This is a genomic window from Serratia sp. NGAS9, assembly GCF_009905295.1.
Classification (GTDB): domain Bacteria; phylum Pseudomonadota; class Gammaproteobacteria; order Enterobacterales; family Enterobacteriaceae; genus Serratia; species Serratia bockelmannii.
Window position 1 is genome coordinate 546,287 of record NZ_CP047605.1, and the last position, 20,633, is coordinate 566,919.

At 60.0% G+C, this 20,633-nt stretch carries 23 protein-coding genes; 14 read left to right on the top strand and 9 right to left on the bottom strand.

Translation table 11 applies throughout. The features are described 5' to 3' along the window. Positions 1-2 precede the first annotated feature (2 nt). The 4 genes from GUC32_RS02515 to GUC32_RS02530 form a co-directional block, all read right to left on the bottom strand. Positions 3-1,724 carry an ABC transporter permease subunit gene (locus tag GUC32_RS02515; protein WP_049294776.1) on the bottom strand — a complete coding sequence of 574 codons (1,722 nt, stop codon included), beginning with the start codon at positions 1,722-1,724 and terminating at the stop codon, positions 3-5. Positions 1,725-2,207: 483 nt separating this feature from the next. Then, a complete protein-coding gene (locus GUC32_RS02520; RefSeq protein WP_148123093.1) occupies positions 2,208-2,897 on the bottom strand; it encodes a trehalose-6-phosphate synthase in 690 nt (229 codons plus the stop codon). Between the two features lie 13 nt (positions 2,898-2,910). Then, the gene (locus tag GUC32_RS02525; RefSeq protein ID WP_025305143.1) at positions 2,911-3,321 is read right to left on the bottom strand and encodes a GNAT family N-acetyltransferase; all 411 of its coding nucleotides are present in this window, start codon (positions 3,319-3,321) and stop codon (positions 2,911-2,913) included. A gap of 32 nt (positions 3,322-3,353) precedes the next feature. Beyond that, on the bottom strand, positions 3,354-4,724 hold the full coding sequence (locus GUC32_RS02530; RefSeq protein ID WP_141997167.1) for a glutamine synthetase family protein: 1,371 nt from the start codon (positions 4,722-4,724) through the stop codon (positions 3,354-3,356). Between the two features lie 236 nt (positions 4,725-4,960). Here GUC32_RS02530 and GUC32_RS02535 point away from each other — a divergent pair, with 236 nt between their 5' ends. Next, positions 4,961-5,260, top strand: coding sequence for a hypothetical protein (locus tag GUC32_RS02535; protein ID WP_163966142.1), 300 nt, complete (start codon positions 4,961-4,963; stop codon positions 5,258-5,260). Between the two features lie 412 nt (positions 5,261-5,672). Here GUC32_RS02535 and GUC32_RS02540 read toward each other — a convergent pair whose 3' ends face one another. The 3 genes from GUC32_RS02540 to GUC32_RS02550 form a co-directional block, all read right to left on the bottom strand. Continuing rightward, positions 5,673-6,071: a hypothetical protein gene (locus GUC32_RS02540; RefSeq protein WP_369435539.1), complete on the bottom strand. Its 399-nt coding sequence runs from the start codon at positions 6,069-6,071 to the stop codon at positions 5,673-5,675. A 325-nt stretch (positions 6,072-6,396) separates the two neighbouring features. Then, a complete protein-coding gene (locus tag GUC32_RS02545) occupies positions 6,397-6,807 on the bottom strand; it encodes a putative T6SS immunity periplasmic lipoprotein (RefSeq protein WP_127146464.1) in 411 nt (136 codons plus the stop codon). After that, positions 6,804-7,343, bottom strand: a complete 540-nt coding sequence (locus GUC32_RS02550; RefSeq protein WP_025305148.1) for a hypothetical protein — start codon at positions 7,341-7,343, stop codon at positions 6,804-6,806. The genes GUC32_RS02545 and GUC32_RS02550 overlap by 4 nt, the downstream gene beginning before the upstream one ends. A gap of 288 nt (positions 7,344-7,631) precedes the next feature. Between GUC32_RS02550 and GUC32_RS02555 the strand changes: the two genes are divergently transcribed. Continuing rightward, on the top strand, positions 7,632-7,931 hold the full coding sequence (locus GUC32_RS02555; RefSeq protein WP_025305149.1) for a helix-turn-helix domain-containing protein: 300 nt from the start codon (positions 7,632-7,634) through the stop codon (positions 7,929-7,931). On the opposite strand, the gene GUC32_RS02560 is transcribed toward GUC32_RS02555, so the two are convergent. Next, complete coding sequence (locus tag GUC32_RS02560) at positions 7,921-8,838, bottom strand: LysR family transcriptional regulator (RefSeq protein ID WP_049272489.1); 918 nt, start codon at positions 8,836-8,838, stop codon at positions 7,921-7,923. The two genes, GUC32_RS02555 and GUC32_RS02560, sit on opposite strands and share 11 nt — an antisense overlap. Before the next feature lie 168 nt (positions 8,839-9,006). Here GUC32_RS02560 and GUC32_RS02565 point away from each other — a divergent pair, with 168 nt between their 5' ends. From GUC32_RS02565 to GUC32_RS02595, 7 genes are all read left to right on the top strand, one after another. Next, entirely contained in the window at positions 9,007-9,705 is a 699-nt protein-coding gene (locus GUC32_RS02565) for a CoA transferase subunit A (RefSeq protein WP_148123096.1), read from the top strand. An 11-nt stretch (positions 9,706-9,716) separates the two neighbouring features. Beyond that, on the top strand, positions 9,717-10,370 hold the full coding sequence (locus tag GUC32_RS02570; protein ID WP_197812973.1) for a CoA transferase subunit B: 654 nt from the start codon (positions 9,717-9,719) through the stop codon (positions 10,368-10,370). 14 nt (positions 10,371-10,384) lie between these two features. Beyond that, positions 10,385-11,569, top strand: coding sequence for an acetyl-CoA C-acetyltransferase (locus tag GUC32_RS02575; RefSeq protein WP_043136230.1), 1,185 nt, complete (start codon positions 10,385-10,387; stop codon positions 11,567-11,569). 18 nt (positions 11,570-11,587) lie between these two features. Next, positions 11,588-12,511 (top strand): 3-hydroxyacyl-CoA dehydrogenase family protein, encoded by a 924-nt coding sequence (locus tag GUC32_RS02580; protein ID WP_043136227.1) that lies wholly within the window; start codon positions 11,588-11,590, stop codon positions 12,509-12,511. A 45-nt stretch (positions 12,512-12,556) separates the two neighbouring features. Continuing rightward, on the top strand, positions 12,557-13,948 hold the full coding sequence (locus tag GUC32_RS02585) for a GntP family permease (RefSeq protein ID WP_043136224.1): 1,392 nt from the start codon (positions 12,557-12,559) through the stop codon (positions 13,946-13,948). A gap of 12 nt (positions 13,949-13,960) precedes the next feature. Further along, the gene (locus tag GUC32_RS02590; protein ID WP_197759188.1) at positions 13,961-14,731 is read left to right on the top strand and encodes a 3-hydroxybutyrate dehydrogenase; all 771 of its coding nucleotides are present in this window, start codon (positions 13,961-13,963) and stop codon (positions 14,729-14,731) included. 371 nt (positions 14,732-15,102) lie between these two features. Further along, complete coding sequence (locus GUC32_RS02595; protein ID WP_369435540.1) at positions 15,103-16,239, top strand: porin; 1,137 nt, start codon at positions 15,103-15,105, stop codon at positions 16,237-16,239. Between the two features lie 34 nt (positions 16,240-16,273). Here GUC32_RS02595 and GUC32_RS02600 read toward each other — a convergent pair whose 3' ends face one another. Then, a complete protein-coding gene (locus GUC32_RS02600) occupies positions 16,274-17,095 on the bottom strand; it encodes a helix-turn-helix transcriptional regulator (RefSeq protein WP_049204574.1) in 822 nt (273 codons plus the stop codon). A 121-nt stretch (positions 17,096-17,216) separates the two neighbouring features. Here GUC32_RS02600 and GUC32_RS02605 point away from each other — a divergent pair, with 121 nt between their 5' ends. From GUC32_RS02605 to GUC32_RS02625, 5 genes are all read left to right on the top strand, one after another. Then, a complete protein-coding gene (locus GUC32_RS02605; RefSeq protein WP_049204575.1) occupies positions 17,217-17,594 on the top strand; it encodes a hypothetical protein in 378 nt (125 codons plus the stop codon). A 10-nt stretch (positions 17,595-17,604) separates the two neighbouring features. Beyond that, complete coding sequence (locus tag GUC32_RS02610; RefSeq protein ID WP_043136214.1) at positions 17,605-18,480, top strand: helix-turn-helix domain-containing protein; 876 nt, start codon at positions 17,605-17,607, stop codon at positions 18,478-18,480. Between the two features lie 232 nt (positions 18,481-18,712). Then, a complete protein-coding gene (locus GUC32_RS02615) occupies positions 18,713-19,633 on the top strand; it encodes a L,D-transpeptidase family protein (RefSeq protein ID WP_025305160.1) in 921 nt (306 codons plus the stop codon). Between the two features lie 254 nt (positions 19,634-19,887). Continuing rightward, positions 19,888-20,268 (top strand): type II toxin-antitoxin system RelE/ParE family toxin, encoded by a 381-nt coding sequence (locus GUC32_RS02620; RefSeq protein WP_033641319.1) that lies wholly within the window; start codon positions 19,888-19,890, stop codon positions 20,266-20,268. Continuing rightward, positions 20,231-20,554: a DNA-binding transcriptional regulator gene (locus GUC32_RS02625; RefSeq protein WP_049207794.1), complete on the top strand. Its 324-nt coding sequence runs from the start codon at positions 20,231-20,233 to the stop codon at positions 20,552-20,554. Before GUC32_RS02620 ends, GUC32_RS02625 begins: the two co-directional genes overlap by 38 nt. The last annotated feature ends 79 nt before the right edge of the window (positions 20,555-20,633 follow it).

Here is a 20,633-nt window from a genome sequence, read left to right on the forward strand (position 1 = left end):
GATCAGTCATATTTGAATTTGGTTTCCGCGATGCGATACAGCGGTTGCCAGACGAAGATGATGCACAGCGCCACCAGCGCGCACATGGCGGCGCAGCCCAGCGCAGACTCCGGGTTCTTGCCGGCGTCGGTGACGACGGAAATGAACGCGCCCAGCCCGGTGGCGCTGAGGGTGGTGCTGCCCCACTGGATCACCTCGGCGGCGATGGCGCTGTTCCAGGCGCCGCCGGCGGCGGAGATGATGCCGGTCACGATGTAGGGGAAAATTGCCGGCAGCATGTAGTAGCGCCACCAGCGGAAACGGCGCAGCCCGAAGGTTTCGCTGACCTCGGTGATCTGCGTCGGAATGGCGGAAACGCCGGCGATCACGTTGAACAACACGTACCACTGGGTGCCCAGCATGATCATCGGGATGGCCCACCAGCCGAGATCCTGGTGATAAATGGCGATGAAGGCGGCGATCAGCGGGTAGAAAATATTGGGCGGAATGGCCGCCAGGATCTGGATGATCGGCTGGAAGATCTTCACCAGCCGCGGATTCATGCCGATCCACACCCCCAGCGGCGTGAAGATCGCCACGCTAAGTAGCATGGCCGCGGCCACGCGCGCGGTGGTGAGCAGCATCCATTCCGGCAGCATGGCGAAGTACTGTTTGGGGAAGTATTCCCACAGCCGGTAACCGAACCAGACGCAGGCCAGCACCACGCCGAGATACCACAGGCTGCGCCACAACCAGTTCCCCTTGGCGGCGAGCCTGAACAGGCGGTGCAGGCCGAGGGCGTACCACAGCCGCGGCAGTTTGAACAGCCACAGGTCAGCCAGCGCGCGCAGCGTGCGGCCGAGCGCCGCGCCGACGTGCGAGAAGGCCAGGCTGTTGTAAAACCACGGATTGCCGAGCGGGCGATTGGCGGTGACGTCTTCGTATTTGAAGCGGGCGGTGTAACGCACCAGCGGGCGGAAAACCAGCTGATCGAGCAGCACGATGTTGGCGGCCAGCGCGACGATCGCATACAGGATCGCCGGCACGTTCTGCTGCGCCAGCGCTTCGGCGATATAGGAGCCGACGCCGGGCAGTTCGACCGAGCGATCGCCGACCGGAATGGCTTCGGAGGCCACCAGGGCGAACCAGGCGGCGGATTGCGACACCATGGCGTTCCACAGCAGGCCCGGCACCGAATAGATGAATTCCAGCCGCCAGAAGCGTTGCCACGGGTTGTAATTGAAGCTGCGGGCGGCTTCATCCAGCTCCTTGGGCACGATGCGCAGCGTCTGATACAGCGTCAGCATCATGTTCCAGGCCTGGCCGGTAAACACCGCGAAGATGGCGGTGCACTCCAGCCCCATCACGCTGTGCGGGTAGAGGTTGAGAAAGTACACGGTCGTGAAGGTCAGGAACCCCACCAGCGGCACCGACTCCATAAAGTTGACGAAGGGCAAGATCACCCGGCGCAGCGGCGCATAGCGCGCGGCCAGCACGGCGAACACCACAGAAAACAGCAGCGACCAGGCCATGCCGAGGAGAAAACGCATGCTGGTTCTGAGCGAATAATAAAGCAGGTTCCAGGCATCGAGACTAATGGCAGAGACGTTTTGTTCATTGAAGTCGCCGTGCATGTCGCCCCACGCGCGAATAAAAAAGGCAATGAAGAAAACGCCGATGGCGATAACGATAAAGTCATTTAAATAAGACTTTCTGAAAATAGATGTACCCCGGTTATTTTGCATAACGCAATACCTTATTTTTCCCATAAGAAATCCGTCGCCGCTCGGGTAATAGGCCCGGCGACACCAGATAAATACCGCTGTAGCGGTTGAGACAGACGTTGTTTTCGCAGCGGGGCGATGGGCGGGCAGGCAGAGCGGGAAAACCGTCAGAAGGGGAGCGGATGCCGCATTCTGTGTCTTTCAGAATGCAACGCGGATGGCATTACTGAAAGACGCCCAATAGCATTAGCGTAAAACTAAAACTTTCATCGCCCATGGGGCCCTCCTCGGTTTAAATATGGCAGGGAGAGGGTAATGTGTTTCGCTGATAAAAAGCAATTGGCGGCGTAGGGTTTTTACGGTTGATATGTAACAGGATGAATATTCATTTTTTAATCGCTATATTCAGAAAATAAAATAACCTATTTTGATGGCGGTAAATACGGTGAAAATAAATCACGGCGAAATAAAACGGCGCGCCCGAAGGGGGCGCACCGCCGTAAATCAATAAATCTGCCTGCCGTTGATGCCGGCGGGGAAAATGCCGGTGGCGAACAGATGCCCGTTGGCCTGGATCTGATCGTCGGGCAGCATCTCCAGCGGGAATTCGCCCGCCAGGCAGCTGAGAAAGGCGTTGCGATCGTCGGTGGTGGTAAAACCGATCAAATCGTAGAACAGCAGCGACGCGATCAGCTGGCGATGTTCCGGGATGCGCCGCAGCAGCGCCGCCGACGGAAACGGCAGGTGGAAGAAGAACGCGCAGGCGTTCAGCAGCCCCTGTTCCTTCAGCGCCTGCGCGCAGGGCAGCAGCTGGTAGTCGTCGATGCAGACGATGTCGCCCGGGCACAGGTGTTCGCAGGCGATATCGGCGAAACGGCGGTTCAGCTGCCGGTAGGCGCGGTAGTTTTCCGGCGTGAAGTGCGCTTTCTCCGGCTGGTTGTGGAACACCGGCCACAGGCCGTCGTGGTAGTAGCCCTGATAGTGGCGGCGGAACTCTTCGATCGACAACGGGAAGGTCACCTGATCATAACCGGCACGTTGGCGGCAACTGATCGGGCGCTGCGCGAAATTCTGCACGTCGCCGTTCCAGCCGAGCCACAGCCCCGGTTCGGCGTCGGCCGCCAGCGTCTGGCCGGCGCAGGCCAGATCCTTGCCGTCGCACTGCTTGTTGGAAATCAGCACCAAACGAGACATGAGGGTCTCCTTATCAGTGAAGGGCACGCAGGGCGTGCGCCGAACCATCGGCGCGCCAGGGCGCTTGCAGAGCGGGCAGCGTGACGCGCAGGCCGCGCAAAGCCGGGTGCGCCAGGCAGCAGCGCGCCAGCCAGCTTCCCAGCCCGACGCCGCGGTACTCGGCGCTGACGAACAGTTCGCTCACCGAGGCGAAGGTGGCGTAGTCGGTCACCATGCGGGCGAAACCGAGCAGGTGGCGCTTGCGGTATAGCCCGAAGCACAGGCCGTGGTGTACCAGGCGCTCCGCCGCCGCCCGATCCTGCAGGCTGAGGAAACGCTGGATCGCGTCGATATCCAACAACTGCCGATCGGTGCTGATATGAAAAACGCCTTTGCGCCAGCAGAGCAGCGGCTGCACGGACGCCCGTTGCGGTTGCATGTTCATGATTATCCTTAGGTTAACGAATCGGAGGTCGGTTACAGCATCCAGCCGAGTTCGGCGGCGGTGACCTGTTCCTCGAAGCGGCGCAGCTCGGCGCTTTTGCAGGTGTGCCACAGGGTACAGAACGCCGGGCCGAGCAGCTCACGCAGCGGATCGCTGTGGCGGAACAGCGCCAGCGCCTCCTGCTGGCCGAGCGGCAAGGGCGCGGCGTTATCGCTCTCGCAGCCGTTGGCGGCGGGCGGCAGCGGCAGCGGGTGTTCCAGCCCGTGCAACAGGCCGCCGAGCATCACCGCCAGCGCCAGATAAGGGTTGGCGTCGGCGCCGGCCAGGCGGTATTCGATACGCTGGTTGGCGCTGTCGGCGCAGGGCAGGCGCAGCGCCACCGTGCGGTTGTTGTGGCCCCAGGAGGCGCGCAGCGGCACGTGCATGCCGGGGCGGAAGCGGCGAAACGCGTTGATGTTGGGCGCCAGGATCGCCATCGATGCCGGCATCAGCGCCAGCATGCCCGCCATCGCCTGCTGCATGTTATCGCTCAGTTCGCCCGGCGCGCCGGTCAGCAGGTTCTCGCCGTGCTCGTCCTGCAAGCTGATATGGAAATGCAGCCCGCTGCCGGCGGCGTGGGCGCAGGGCTTGGCCATAAAGCAGGCGTGCTGGTGATGCTGCTCGGCAATCTGCCGCGTCAGGCGTTTCAGCGCCATGATCTGGTCGCAGGCTTCCAGCACGCGCCGGCTGTGATGCAGATTCAGCTCGTATTGGCCGGAAGCGGCTTCGGCCACCACGCCGGTCAGCGGCAGGCTTTGCAGCCGCGCGTGCCGTTCGATGTCGCTCAGCAGCGCATGGTGGCGCTCGGGCGCATCCACCGCGAAGCTCTGCGTCGGGCAGGTTTCCGCCTCGGCGGGGCGCTGCGGATCCTGCAGGTAGAACTCCAGTTCGGCCGCCACCACCGGGAAGCAGTTGCGCTCGTGCAGGCGCTTCAGCACCCGTTGCAGCACCACACGCGGCTCCAGCTCGCAGGCGCCGCCGTCGGCGTTTTGCATCGTCAGCAGCAGCTGGGCGTGGCGTTCGGGATCGCGCGCGCAGGGGCGCAGCGTGCCGGGCACCGGCAGGCACAGCCGATCCGGCTCCCCCGCCCGCTGCCCCAGCCCGCTTTCTTCAATCACCCGGCCGTGCAGATCCAGGGCGTAGATCGACAGCGGGAAGTAGCAGCCTTTTTCCAGGCCAAAGGCTTCGGCGATCGGCAGGCGCTTGCCGCGCAGCTGGCCGTTCAGATCGTGCAGATAAATATCCAGCTGTTCGGTATCCGGATAGCGCTGCAGGTAGTGTTCCAGCTCTTTGCGGAAGGTGCGCGTCGGCGATGTGGGCAGCTCCGCCAGCAGAGGATTGAAGCCGATGATATTAGAATGCATGGCGCGCTCCAGAACGAAGACCGGTCACGGCCAGAGGCAGGGATAAACGCATGAGACAACTCTCTTGTGAGGCCATAGCGGCGATGTGAAAAGGGTATCTGCGGCGGCAAAAACTGTCTGTAAAAACGCCGTAACGTTAACGGGGCGCGGAATAAAAATGCCGTAAAGAGCGCGGCGGGCTGGCCGGGTCGGCACGGTCTATACTGGCGAGATGGGCCGTAGAAGGAGAGATAACGATGAAGAGAATAGGGCTGCTTATCGCCGCGCTGGCCGCGTTCCACGCCACCGCGTCTTCCCCACAGGCGTGGGCCGAGAGCGAGCGGGCGATGCGCGCCGCCTGCCTGAAAGCCAGCGGGCTAAAAAACGCCAGGGTGGAAGGGGCGATCGTTCACTACGGTGATGACGTCGGCTATTCGGCGCTGTTTATCGGTGGGCGCTACCCGCAGCCGTTTATGAAAAACCAGCCGGGCAGGGAGCTGTGCTTATATCAGCGCGCCACGCAGAAGGCGGCGGTGCAGGCGGTGGAGGGGGATTAGACCGACTTCAGGAGACACATGATGATTAAGAGTGCTCCTTGTAACATTAATAATCTGAAATCATTACGGATCCAATTTTTTAACCTTGGTGATGAAGCTGCTCGAACGAAATCGTAGGTTTTGGGACTTAGCCAAACGTTGCGAGTCAGTTTTAATTTCCGGTTGTTCAAAATCCAACGAAACCACTGGGCTTTTAGTGAAACACCGATGAAGTTAAGGTTGTCCGCTATCACGACAAAAAGTGGAACAGGGTGTTTACTCACCACATAGTGTTGATAAAAGAGATCAAACTCTTTTTTATGAAGTCGATAGTAAATAAATTGGATAATAGCGATAAGAAGGAAAAGAAAGAATAGTAATACCACTAAGAGTTTTATCTCTTTTATGTAAGACTCAATATAATTGATCATTTTTATACGCTGATTTTGATGAGATAAATAAAAATACAGCCCACGGTGGTAATAATGGCTTCTACGAGCAAAAGTATAAAGTCCATCGCCAGCCACTTCTGTAGCTCAGGAGAGGCGGTTTTTTGCACGAAATCGTAGGTTTTCGCATCGAGCCAAACTTGATCCCTTATTTTTATTTTTTTCCTTTTCAGAATCCAAAGAAACCACTGTGCTTTCAATGAGGTTCCAAGCATGCCGAGGCTATCGGCAAAGGCGACGTAGGGCGGAATAAAATGTCCGCTGCCAGCGTAATGTTGATAGAAAGCATCAAACTCTTTTTTATGGCGACGATAACCAATGAACTGGATGAAGGCGCTTAAAACCAGCAATATCAAACACGATATGACGATAAATTTCATCATTCACCTACCACTAACGTCGTCAAATAATCGGAACCCATGCCATCCAGTGTGGATCCTGCTGCGCCGCCTATAGCGGCTCCAGCGATACCACAAACGATCACACCTGTTCCTGCTGTTGCTGCACCTAACACAATTGAACAGGCTGCAATCGCAAGACCTGCACCTGCATTCCCTACCCAAATCCCCGCCGCAGTACTTGCCGCAAAATGACTGTATCCCTTCACCGCGATCTTGGCGCACTCCTGTTCGCGGCCGGTGGTGCAGGCCAGGTTCTGGCCTCACGCTCTCGATCGGAGAATCATCTGAAAATACAACGATGGGTAGCTTAATGATCGCTACGTAATAGTGTCTTTCCATTACGCTCGATGCTCAAAGTAAAGGTTCTCATGTATTTACGCCTTTCCGTATCGTTATTCATCGAGACGCCGAGCAAGACCGAGTATTCTCCCGCAGCCCAGTTTACCTGCGGATAAGTGACGCATTGCCCTGGTTTCAGGTCAGGCAACGGAGTGACTTCTGGTGAGGTCCAGACGATATGCCATTGCCGTTGTTCCTGTCGTGAGACGATCACTCCCCGGTTTTGCAGGCTGTCGCCGCTGCGAACACTGTTGATAGGCACTGCAAAGCAAGGTTGGTTGTCTTTTAGTGAGACATCCAACGGATGGTACCAGGGTTGAGTGGATTGACAGCCGTTCAGTAGCAGTGCGCACAGTAACGAGAGATAAAGTCTTATCATGACAAGGTGTTCCGGTTCTTTGGATTGTTCAGGAAAGCTCGCAATACCCATTCATAGCGTTTTTTGATGTCTGGCCCAATAATGCCGCTGTAGTTGGTGATTACTTGAAAGCCATTGCGTCCGAATTTAGTTAGGTAGAAATAGTCAGCAATGATACTTGCCTGTGCCTCCATTCCATAATCGGATAGAAGATGATAATTGGGCAAGGAATACTGATAGGAAACCGCCCAACTAGCCAACCCGCGCAGACGTACGTTCATGCCTAATTGATATTGCCAGACATGCGCCATTTCATGGATAAACCAATGCTGATCGTAGGCGTTTGCCGTGGCAAAGTCTTCTTGAAAGTGTTTGGGCATAAAATAGAGCGTGCCATTTGGTGTTACGGCCGTATCTTCATGCTGTAAGCCGAAGGGGAAATAGCTGCCGTTATGGACGCGAACGCGGGAGTAATCGACAGCATTTTTGTAGAGCAGTCTAGCCAATGTGATTTCACCGGCCGTAAGTTTTCTGGCGTTTCCTTGAGTTGTGGCCATGGTTTTAATCCGTTAAAACATGAAAAAAGCACCATAGCGAAAGTTCAGACATGATTAACCCACTTTGTCATAATCTTTTGCGTTCGCTCACAAGACGGAAAGGCAAAGGCGTGCTTGGTGTAATTAATTGATTGATATGGAGAATGATTTATTATTTTTATATTAATTCATAAATAAAAAATCGGGTTGCGTGCTTCATTACCTCGCCAAATCCGCATGTTTTCTTCTCTGCCCATCGCGGATGCGCAGTTCACCCAATATTTGATGTGTTATTTCAAGGAGTAACCCATGAGTACCTTAAAGCAACTGCTGGCCTCCCGCACCGCGGAGAGCCGCCGGTGCATCGAGGAAATGGCCGAAGAGATGCTGTTTGAAGCACACCTGCACCAGCTGCGGGAAGCGCTGAATATTTCCCAACAGGAATTGGCGAAAACGCTGGGCATTTCCCAGCCTTCGGTCGCGGCCATCGAAGGGCGCGGCAATGAACTGAAGATTTCGACCCTGAAACGCTACGTGGAAGCGATGGGCGGCACGTTGCGCCTGGACGTTGAGCTGCCGGGCGGCAAGCACGTCGGGTTTACGGTTTAAGCGCAGGCTGCCCGCCACTCCCCGCCATTTCTCGTTCGATCACCGTCGCCAGCGCCTGCGCGGCGGAAGAGAGTTGGTGCTGCGCCAGGCGGATCAGGCCCACGCGCCGTTCGATGATCGGGCCGATCAGCGGCACGCAGACCGCCCCCAGCTCATCCATCTGTTTCTCGCACAGCGCCGGCACCGCGCTGGCACCGAGGCCATTGGCCACCATGCGCCCGACCGTCACCAACTGGTGGCTTTCAAACGCCACCTCCAGCGTTCGCCCGCTGCGGGCCAGCTCCTGCTCCAGCAGCAGCCGCACCGCCGATGGCCGCTGCAGGGTGATGAAATCCAGCGTCAGCAGCTCCTTCCAGCTCACCTGCGCCTTGCGCGCCAGCGCCGAATCCTTCGGCACCACCGCCAGAAAGCGATCGCGGCACAGCGGGGTGAAGTGCAGGGTGTCGCTCGGCTCCGGCTCGAAGGCGATGCCCATCTCTACCCGCCCTTCGCGGATCATTTCAAACACCTGTTCGTTGATGACGTCATGCACCGCCACGTTGATGCCGGCATAGCGATCGCGAAACGCCTTGAGGATCGGCGGCAGCGGGTTGCCGGCGAACGACGGCATGGCGGCGATCGCCACCTTGCCCATCTGCAGGGTGAAGCGCTGACGCATCGCCTCTTCCGCGTTGTCCCAATCCGCCAGCAGCTGGCGCGCCATCGGGAAGAAGGTTTCCCCCTCCGGCGTCAGCGTCACCCGGCGGGTGGTGCGCAGCAGCAGCGGCCCGCCCAGCGCGTCTTCCAGCCCACGGATCGCCAGGCTGAGCGCCGGCTGAGAAATATTCAGCCGCTCGCTGGCCTGGGCGAAATTCAGAGTGTGAGCTACCGCTAAAAACGCACGTAACTGTTTGATGCTCATTTTCATTTTGGTTGGCGTTAACTCTTTGTTAATTGTCGGTTAACGACTGATTAATAAAAATTCTAAATGAATGCGGCATAAAAACAAAATTAACAAATCATTTTTGTGACCTGAAGATGCCCTCACGCAAGCCAGGGCATTTCGCCCTGCGCCGCAACATGCAGGGGCAACGATATGGCAGGGCTCGACAAACGCGTCGGCAGCTACCAGGAAGCGCTGGCAGGCCTGACGGACAACATGACGGTGCTGGCGGGCGGCTTTGGCCTGTGCGGCATCCCGGAAAATCTGATCGAAGAGATCCGCCGGCGCGGCGTGCGCGGGTTGACGGTGGTTTCCAACAACTGCGGCGTCGACGGGTTCGGCCTCGGGCGGCTGCTGGAAACCCATCAGATCCGCAAGGTGGTGGGATCTTACGTCGGTGAAAACGCGCTGTTCGAGCAGCAGGCGCTCAGCGGAGAGCTGGAGGTGGATCTCACGCCGCAGGGCACGCTGGCGGAGAAGATCCGCGCCGGCGGCGCCGGCATCCCGGCGTTCTTCACCGCCACCGGTTACGGCACGCCGATCGCCGAAGGCAAAGAGGTGCGCGAGTTCAACGGCCGCCCCTACATCATGGAAACCGCCATCACCGGCGATTTCGCCATCGTGAAAGGCTGGAAGGCCGATTACTTCGGCAACGTCATCTACCGCCACACCGCGCAGAACTTCAATCCGCTGATGGCGACCGCCGGGCGCATCACGGTGGTGGAAGTGGAAGAGATCGTCGTACCGGGCGAGCTGGATCCGGCGGCGATCCACACCCCCGGCATCTACGTCGATCGGCTGATTCAGGGCACCTTCGAAAAGCGTATCGAACAACGCACCCTGCGGGCATAAGGAGAATTCGCATGCTTACCCGTGAACAAATGGCGCAGCGCGTGGCGCAAGAGCTGAGGGACGGTTACTACGTCAACCTGGGCATCGGCATCCCGACGCTGGTGGCCAACTACGTGCCGGCGGGCATGGACGTGATGCTGCAGTCGGAAAACGGCCTGCTGGGGATGGGCGAGTTCCCGACCGAGCAGCAGCTGGACGCCGACATGATCAACGCCGGCAAGCAGACGGTCACCGCGCGCCTCGGCGCGTCGATCTTCGATTCGGCGCAGTCGTTCGCCATGATCCGCGGCGGCCACGTCGATCTGACCGTACTGGGGGCGTTTGAAGTGGACGTCGAGGGCAACATCGCCTCGTGGATGATCCCCGGCAAGATGGTCAAGGGCATGGGCGGCGCGATGGATCTGGTGGCGGGGGCGGAGAACATCATCGTGGTGATGACCCACGCCGCGAAAGGCGGCGAGTCCAAGCTGCTGCCGCGCTGCACGCTGCCGCTGACTGGCGCCAACTGCATCCGCAAGGTATTGACCGATCTGGCCTATCTGGAAATTGAAGAGGGCGCCTTCGTGCTGCGCGAACGCGCGCCGGGCGTCAGCGTGGCGGAGATTGTCGCCAAAACCGCCGGCCGGCTGATCGTGCCGGAGCATGTGCCGGAAATGCGTTTCTGAAACGGGAGGTGAATGTGCAACAACGTGAAGTGGTGATTGTGGCGGCGACGCGCACGCCGGTCGGCAGTTTTCACGGCGCGCTGGCGCCGCTGACGGCGGTGGAGCTGGGCACGGCGGTGGTGCAGGGGCTGCTGGCGCAAAGCGGCGTGGCGCCGCAGCAGATCGATGAAGTGATCCTCGGCCAGGTGCTGACCGCCGGCTGCGGGCAGAATCCGGCGCGCCAGACCGCGCTGAATGCCGGGCTGCCCGTGACGACGCCGGCGCTGACCATCAACAAGGTGTGCGGCTCCGGTTTGAAGGCGGTGCATCTGGCGGTGCAGGCGATCCGCAGCGGCGACGCCGACGCGGTGATCGCCGGCGGCCAGGAGAGCATGAGCCAGTCGCCTTACCTGATGGCCGGCGCGCGCGCCGGCCTGCGCCTCGGTCACGCGCAGATGGTGGACAGCGTGATCCACGATGGCCTGTGGGACGCGTTCAACGACTACCACATGGGCATCACCGCCGAGAACCTGGCGGAGAAATACGCCATCAGCAGGGAAGAACAAGACAAGTTCGCGCTGCGCTCGCAGCAGAAGGCGCAGGCAGCACAGCAGGCCGGGCGTTTTGTGCAGGAGATCACGCCGGTGACGGTGCCGAAGCCGAAGGGGGAAGCGCTGAGCGTTGAGCACGACGAACAGCCGCGCGACACCAGCCTGGAGGCGCTGGCGCGGCTGCGCCCGGCGTTTCGCAAGGAAGGCACGGTGACCGCCGGCAACGCTTCGTCGCTCAACGACGGTGCTGCCGTGGTGCTGCTGATGAGCGCGGAAAAAGCCGCCGCGCTGCGCTTGCCGGTGCTGGCGCGCATCGCCGGTTACGCGTCGTCGGGCGTCGATCCGGCGATCATGGGCATCGGCCCGGCGCCGGCCGCGCGCCGCTGCCTGGAAAAAGCCGGCTGGCGGCTGGAGGAAGTCGATCTGATCGAAGCCAACGAAGCCTTCGCCGCGCAGGCGCTGGCGGTGGGCAAAGAACTGGGCTGGGAGGCGGAGCGGGTCAACGTCAACGGCGGGGCGATCGCGCTGGGGCATCCGATCGGCGCGTCCGGCTGCCGCATTTTGGTGTCGTTGCTGTTCGAAATGCAGCGCCGTGGGGTGAACAAGGGGCTGGCGATGCTGTGCATCGGCGGCGGGCAGGGCGTGGCGCTGGCGGTAGAGCGCCCGTAAACAACCGAGGAGGGCACCATGCAGTCATCTGACTATGCGGTACTGGGCGCCGGGCTGATGGGGGTGGGTATCGCCACCCACTTTATTCGCCACGGCCATGAGGTGCTGCTGTATGACCCGGATCCGCAGCGGCGGGTGGAAGCGCCTGCGGTGGCGAGCGGCATTCTGGCCGAGCTGAGCGACGTCGGGCAGTTTGATAACGCTGAGCGCGATGCGGCGCTGGCGCGCCTGCGTGTGACCGGCGATCTGAACGACGTGGCGCGCGCCCGGCTGCTTATCGAGGCGATCCCGGAACGGCTCGAGCTGAAGCACGCGCTGTATGAGCAGTTGGAAGGGCTGATCGCCGACGACGCGGTGATTGCCAGCAACACCAGCGGCCTGCCGCCGGACGAGTTGGCGGCGCGCATGACCCATCCGCAGCGCCTGCTGATCGCCCACTTCTGGCACCCGCCGCACCTGATCCCGCTGGTGGAGATCGTGCCCGGCCGCGCCACCGATCCGCGCCATCTGGCGGCGGTGCAGGCGCTGCTCGGCGGGATGGCGTTGGAGGCGGTGCTGCTGGAGCGCGCCGCGCCGGGGTTTGTCGGCAACCGGCTGCAGTTTGCGGTGCTGCGCGAGGCGCTGCACATCGTCCACAGCGGCATCGCCAGCGCCGAGGTGGTGGATCAGGTGATGCGCGCCTCGCTGGGGCGGCGTTACGCCATGGTCGGCCCGCTGGAGGCCGCCGACATGACCGGGCTGGCGACGGTGGCGGACATCGCTCGCCACCTGTTCCCGGAACTGGCGACCGGCGACGAGATGATGGCGCTGGTGGAACAGCGGCTGCAGCGCGGCGATACCGGCCAGCGCAGCGGCCGGGGATTTTATCTTTGGGATGAAGCCCGCAGGGAACGCATTCAACGGCGACGGGCGCATCAGCTGCGCTTTGCGCTGAAACCGTAATTTCGCACTCCGTACCTGACAATAACAACGATAGCGAGGTGTCCGATGAGCGTTTTGATTGCCCTGGCAGCACTGGGATTACTGATGCTGGCCGCCTATCGCGGCTACAGCGTGATTTTGTTCGCCCCGATCGCCGCGCTGGGCGCGGTGCTGTTGACCGATCCCGGCGCGGTGGCGCCGACCTTCACCGGGCTGTTTATGGAGAAGATGGTCGGCTTCGTGAAGCTCTATTTCCCGGTGTTCCTGCTGGGGGCGGTGTTCGGCAAGCTGATCGAGCTGTCCGGCTTCTCCCGTTCGATCGTCGCGGCGGCGATCCGCATTCTCGGCCGGCGTCACGCCATTCCGGTGATCGTGCTGGTGTGCGCGCTGCTGACCTACGGCGGGGTGTCGCTGTTCGTGGTGGCGTTCGCGGTCTATCCGTTCGCCGCCGAGCTGTTCCGCCAGAGTAGTATCCCCAAGCGGCTGATCCCGGCTACCGTGGCGCTCGGCGCCTTCTCCTTCACCATGGACGCCTTGCCGGGCACGCCGCAGATCCAAAACATCATCCCGACCAGTTTCTTCGGCACCAATGCCTGGGCTGCGCCCTGGCTGGGGCTGATCGGCTCGCTGTTCATCATCGCGGTCGGTCTGCTGTATCTTGAACGCCAGCGGCGCAAGGCGCAGCTGAAGGGGGAGGGTTACGGTACCGATCTGCTGAACGAGCCGGAAACCCCGGACGACATCAACCTGCCGAACCCGCTGATCGCCATCCTGCCGTTGATTTTGGTCGGGGTATTCAACCTTGGCTTCACCCATTGGATCCCGCAGTGGTACGGCGCCAGCCACGACCTGACGCTGCCGGGGCTGGCCAAGCCGATCACCACCGATGTGGCGAAGATCACCGCCATCTGGGCGGTGGAAGCGGCGCTGGTGTCGGGTATTCTGCTGGTGGTGGTGTTCGGCTTTCGCAATATTCGCGGCCGGCTGGCGGAAGGCAGCAAGACGGCGGTCGGCGGCGCAATTCTGGCGGCGATGAACACCGCCTCCGAATACGGCTTCGGCGCGGTGATCGCCGCGCTGCCGGGCTTTTTGGTGCTGTCGCAGGCGCTGTCGGCGATCCCCAACCCGCTGCTGAACGAAGCGATCAGCGTCACCCTGTTGGCCGGCATCACCGGGTCGGCCTCCGGCGGCATGAGCATCGCGCTGGCGGCGATGTCCGACAGCTTTATCGCCGCCGCCCATGCGGCACAGATTCCGCTGGAGGTGCTGCACCGGGTGGCCTCGATGGCCAGCGGCGGCATGGACACCTTGCCGCACAACGGCGCGGTGATCACCCTGCTGGCGATCACCGGCCTCAGCCACCGGCAGGCCTATGGCGGCATCTTCGCCATCACCCTGATCAAGAGCGCCGCGGTGCTGTTCGTGATCGGCGTGTTCTACCTGACCGGCATTGTTTAAAGGAGCGATACCATGAGTGTACAAGGCAAAACCGCGCTGGTGACCGGCTCGACCAGCGGCATCGGCCTCGGGATAGCATCCGTGCTGGCCGCCGCCGGCGCGCGCGTGATCCTCAACGGCTTCGGCGACGTGGAGCAGGCGCAAATGCAGGTCGCGCGGCTGGGCGCCGCGCCGGGATATCACGGCGCCGATCTCGGCGATGCGGGCCAGATAGCGGACATGATGCACTATGCCGAACGCGAGTTCGGCGGCGTGGATATTCTGGTGAACAACGCCGGCATTCAGCACGTGGCGCCGCTGGATCAGTTCCCGGTGGAGAAATGGAACGCCATTCTCGCCATCAACCTGTCGGCGGTGTTCCACACCTGCCGATTGGCGCTGCCGGGGATGCGCGAGCGCAACTGGGGGCGCATCATCAACGTGGCGTCGGTGCACGGGCTGGTGGCGTCGAAAGACAAGTCGGCCTATGTGGCGGCCAAGCACGGCGTGGTGGGGCTGACCAAGACGCTGGCGCTGGAGACCGCGCGCACGCCCGTCACCTGCAACGCCATCTGCCCCGGCTGGGTGCTGACGCCGCTGGTGCAGCAGCAGATCGACAAACGCATTGCCGCCGGGACCGATCCGCAGCAGGCATGCGATGAGCTGTTGGCGGAGAAGCAGCCTTCGCAAGCGTTCGTCACGCCTGAGCAGCTCGGCGAGCTGGCGCTGTTCCTGTGCAGTGATGCGGCGGCGCAGGTGCGCGGCGCCGCCTGGAACATGGACGGCGGCTGGCTGGCGCAGTAGTGAATTCTCTCTCCCGGAGCGCGCAACGCGCTCCGTCGTTATTTCCCGCCTTTAGTTAATTCCCCTGCGTGACGGTTTACCTGCGGCAATAATATTTATTTGTTATTTGCTATCTTTATTCCCGGATAATCACGCCGGGTTATTTTGGATAAAAGATGCGGATTGGTTTATTTCGTGCTGCGGTTATTACATTGTTTTTCTTCGCGTTACAGATGAACACGTTTATGCTGAAAATAAAGCCAGCCTGGAATAATGGCAGATTATGACGTGAGTTTTTATATCTTGCGTGCGCTGTTTACATCGGGTAATTATTTCCGCGTGGCTTAAGACCACCGTGTTTATAACAATAATTTTTTCGGGCAGGGGTAATAATGAGAAAAAATACAACGCCAATATTCATTGGCGGCGTCTTGCTGTTGGCGTTATCCGCCGGCGCACAGGCCGAGATCACCATTCTGGATAAAAACCCGCAGAGTAATGTGTTGCTGGCGCCGCTCAGTTTAAAGGTGGGCGGCAGCATTCGCCCCGAGTGGATCTTCAATAACGGCCCGGAGCCGGGCTATGACAAAAACGGCCACGACGGCGGCACGCGTTTTCGCTTCAGCGGCGACTATGCGCTGACGCAGGACACCTCGATCATCGGCTATTACGAGTGGGGCGTGGATCTTGCGCACGCGCTCAGCTGGGACGGGCACTATAACGAAGACGGCAAGCGCGACTATCAGCGCCAGCTGTACGCCGGTTTCAAGGACGATCGTTACGGTACCCTGACCTACGGCCATCAATACGGCATCTATTATTCGGTGGTCGGCATCAAAAGCGACGTCTGGGATAACGATGGCCATGCGGGCGGCACCGGCATCGGTATTTCCGGCGACTACGACGGCGGCAATAAACCGAAAAACAGCATCAAGTACACCAATGATTTCGGGCCGGTGACGCTGTACGCCAACTATTTATTGCCGGAAGACGATCTGCACACTGCGGATAACCTGATTTACCGCCGCAAGGGCGGAGGTGGGTTGGGCTTCGATTACAAGGTGACGAAAGACTTCACCTTCAGCGCGGCCTACAGTTATACCGATGCGAAGATCAAAGACAATCTGTACAGCGAAAAGGATTATCACCAGCAGCTGTCCGGCACCGCGTTGACCTGGCAGCCGAACAACTGGTACATCGTCGGCACCGCCAGCTATTACAAAGACTATGTGCCGAGCACCCGCCAGCGCACACTGTCGCACTTCTTCGCCGGTGACGGCTACGGGCTGGAAGGTTTTGTCGGTTACACCTTCAATATCGACAAGCCGTTCCTCAAATCGATCCAGCCTTACGTGGCGGCGGACTCGCTGCGGCTGAAGGGTGACGAGGCGTATCACGCCAACCACGTTTACCTTGGCGCGGGCACCACCATTGGTTACGGTCTGTCGGTGTATGTGGAGCGCACGCTGGCCAACAGCAGCGACAACGAGCCGGACTCCACCTGGATTACGGTGTTCTACGACTTCTGATCCGCCTCTTGCCAGGCCGGCATACGCCGGCCGTTCACATGCTGATCGCGCCGCCCAGGGGTTGCCCGGAGGCGTTGCGCTCCGCCAGATAACGCGCCGGCGGTTTGCCCACCGCCTTTCTGAACATGGTGACGAAGCCGCTGGCGCTTTCATAGCCCAGATCCAACGCTACCGTCTGTACGCTCTCGCCCTGCGTCAAGCGCTGCAGCGCCAGCATCACGTGCAGCTGGCGCCGCCAGTGGCCGAAGCTCATGCCCATCTGCTGTTGCAAGGTGCGGCTGAGGGAGCGCTCGCTCATGCCGATGCGCTGCGCCCACTGCCCGAGGGTGGATTTGTCCGCCGGGCAGCTCAGCATGCCTTCGGTCAACTGCCGGATGCGCGCGTCGTCTGATACTGGCAGGTGCAGATTCTCGATCGGCGCGGCCACCAGCTGATCCAGCAGTACCGCCGTCAGGCGCCCTTCGGCGCCCTGTTCGTCGTAGAGCGGCTCGAAGGTGGTGGCCTGCAGCAGCAGTTCGCGCAGCAGCGGCGAGACCGACAGCGTGCAGCAGCTTTGCGGCAAGCCTGCGACGACGTGTTGATCGACGAACAGGCAGTAAGCTTCCGTTGAGCCGGCGCCTTGGGCGTTGTGCAACACGTTGCCCGGCATCCACAGCGCGCACTGCGGTGGCACCAGCCACAGGCCGTTTTCCACTTCGCAGCGGATCATGCCGCGCACGGTATAGATCAGCTGCGCCTTTTGATGACGGTGCGGCTCGACTTCCCAGTCCTGTTCGATAGTGGAACTCTGTACGGCGAACAGCGGGCGCGGCACCTGATCGATATCGAGATTGCGGCGAGGGATCTGTACTTTCATGAGAATAATTCTCAATTTGGCGGAATTGAAAAGTATTATGTCCTGATTGCGCAATGTGGTCTAGCGTCGGTGCCGATAAAGTAAGCGCCAGTCCTAAAACCCTTTCGCGAGGAAACTGATTATGTCACTCGATACCGCCACTTTTCCGCTGGTGTGGATGCGCCGAAACGGGCGCGATACCCAGGCCGAGCTGGCTGAATTCAGCGCGCTGTTGGCGCGCGCCGAACCCTTTGTCTTGATGACCGACCGCAGCGTCGGCGATGAAGGTGAAGAGCACGATCGCGATGCCCGCACCCAGGTGGCGCTGTGGAAACGCGATAACCGCGAGGCGCTGAAGCAGTGGGTGAAAGGCATGATCATGCTGGAGCCGGACGACGCCAAACGCGCGGCGGCGGAAGAATTCGCCGAATACGGCGCCAAATTCTGGGGTTATCCGATACTGGTGGCCACCGATGAAGCCACAGGCCGGATGCTGGCGCAGACATTACTGAGCAAATAAGGGGAATACCATGCACCAGCAACAGGTGATTGAACAGCTGCTGGCCTGGATCGAACAGAGCCTGGATCAGCCGCTGACGCTGGACGACATTGCCGCCAAGTCCGGCTACTCCAAGTGGCATTTGCAGCGGATATTCAAGCAGCATACCGGCCATATTCTCGGCACTTACGCGCGCCGCAGAAGGCTGACCGCCGCCGCGCGCGAACTGCGCCTGACCGGCACCAGCGTGGCCTGCATCGCCGATACTTACCAGTTCGATTCACAGCAGACCTTCACCCGCTGCTTCCGCAAGCAATTCGGTTTGCCGCCGGCCAGCTATCGCCGCAGCCAAGATTGGTCGAGCTATGGCCTGCAGCCGCCGCTGCGGCTGACCGAAGCGCCGTTGCCGCAGGCCGACATCGTGACGCTGCCCGCCATGCAGCTGGTGGGCAACACCCAGCGCCGCAGCTTCACGCTAGGGCAGTTGGCGGACTCCAAGTGCGAGCTGCGCCGCCATGCCTGGCGGCAACTGCTGCGGCCGCAGGCGCTGCCGGAGGTGGTGTACGGCCTCACCAGCCTGGAGGTCGACAGGCAACGCCGGGGCTGCCCGCGTATGGCGTATACCGCCGCTTTGCCGGACGAAGGGGCGATGGGGGAGCGGGTGACTATCGAACAGGGGGAGTATGCCCGTTTCACCTATCAGGGGCAGGCGGAAGGGTTACAAAACTTTATTGTCCGATTGTATGACACTGCCATGCCGCAGATGAACGCCATCCGCCGGCCGGGGCAGGATATCGAGCGTTTCTACCCGGCGCAGGAGGGCTGTTGCCCGCTCGGCGGCGCGGCGATCCGCTGTGAATATCTGATCCCCATTCGGCGGGGGGAAGCGTTGGCCGCCGCCAGTTAGGAGGCGGTTCTCGCAAAAAATCGCCTTCGTGGCGCGTCAGGTTACAAAAAATTGCGATATTACATCGGTAATGGTTCACACTTTGATTGATGTGCACATATAATGCGCATCCGGTCAAACCCCCCTGGCTTTTCAGGCCGCAGCGCCGTTGGCTGTCGGCTGAAATTCAACGGGGTAAAGTGGCCGTAGAAACCGATACCCATAATCGCCAGTGGCCTTGACCAACACGAAGATGAAAATGAGCATTCGCGCGTTACTAACCCTGTTTACGGCACTGGTTGCATTCAGCCAGGCTGCCTTCGCCGTCGTCTACCCGCTGCCGCCAAAAGACAGCCGTTTGGTGGGCGAGAATATCCAAATCACCGTACCGGAAGACAGCAAACTGCCGCTGGAAAGCTTCGCCGCCCAGTATCAGATGGGGCTGAGCAACATGCTGGAGGCTAACCCGGGCGTGGATCCGTTCCTGCCGAAGGCCGGCAGCACCCTGACCATTCCGCAGCAGCTGATCCTGCCGGACGCGCCGCGTGAAGGCATCATCATCAACAGCGCCGAGATGCGTCTGTACTACTACCCGAAAGGTTCCAACACCGTGGTGGTGCTGCCGATCGGCATCGGCCAGCTGGGTAAAGACACCCCGCTGAACTGGACCACCACCGTGCAGCGCAAGAAAGACGGCCCAACCTGGACGCCGACCGCCAAGATGCGCGCTGAATATGCGGCTGACGGCGAGATCCTGCCTGCGGTGTTCCCGGCCGGCCCGGACAACCCGATGGGGCTGTATGCGCTGTATGTTGGCCGCCTGTACGCCATCCACGGCACCAACGCCAACTTCGGTATCGGCCTGCGCGTGAGCCACGGCTGCGTGCGTCTGCGTGCCGACGACATCAAGTACCTGTTCGAGAACGTGCCGGTCGGCACTCGCGTGCAGTTCATCAACGAACCGATGAAAGCCACCGTCGAACCGGACGGCTCGCGCTATGTGGAAGTGCACAACCCGCTGTCGGCCAACGAAGAGCAGCTGCAATCGAAAGATCCGGTGCCGCTGACCATTTCCGCGCCAGTCGGCAAAGTGCTGATGGACGCCGGTGTTAACCAGAGCGAAGTGGACGCGGCGATCAAGGCCCGTTCCGGTATGCCGGTGAAAGTGAACTGAAAGCCTTCCGGCCTCAGTGAAAATGCCAAGAAGACGCCTGCGGGCGTCTTTTTTTATGCTTGTAAAACATGTTGTTGCGTGTGCGTTCGCAATGATGCCCTCAGCATTGCACAGAAAGAAGTCATGATGCGCGCCATCATGCAAATCGGGTTTCCCATGGTGGCCATCATCGACGTTTGAGGTGATGCTGGCGAGAAGGAATGCTCTGGAAAAGTGTTTCACTCAGTGCTATGTTTCATGGGGAAGTCATTGCAATGCGTACATTTAAAACTCGTTGGTTTAGCAAGAAGGCTCAGGCGCACGGCATTACCGATAAGGCATTATGTCGGGCGGTACACGATGTACAACGGGGTTTGGCTGTGGATTTAGGCGGTGGTGTATTTAAAAAACGTCTTAATCACAATCGGGACCGTGCGTTGGTATTAGCGAAAAACGGTCGGCATTGGGTGTATGTTTTTTTGTTTGCCAAGCAGGTCCAGGCCAATATCTCTGGGGCGGAATTGCAAGCTTTTCGCAAGTTGGCGGTGCATTTTGGCGCGTTGAGCGACGAAATGCTCCAATCCTTGGTCGTAAAGAACGAATGGATGGAGATTTGCCATGAAGAAGGAAAAAACGTTTCGGAGTCCGGCCTTTGAGGCGATTCACAGCGCGGCTGAAGGATTGCATCGTACTGGCGCCATTTCTCTGGAAACCCTACGCAGTTTCGACGAGTCTTGCCTTGCTCCGGTCGAGATGTTACAGCCCCAAGAGATCAAAGCCTTGCGTGAGCAGCTATGTTTAAGCCAACCGGTTTTTGCCCGTTATCTGAATACCAGCGTATCGACCATACAGAAGTGGGAGACGGGGGTGAAACGGCCCGGCGGCGTGTCGCTTAAGCTGCTTTCGATCGTACGTAAGCACGGGCTTGAGGTCTTGTTGTAGTGACCGTTTGGGCTGTCACTATTCTCACATTATCCTCTCTGGCTTTGGCTCTCTGAAATACCCATATCGCAATTATTCC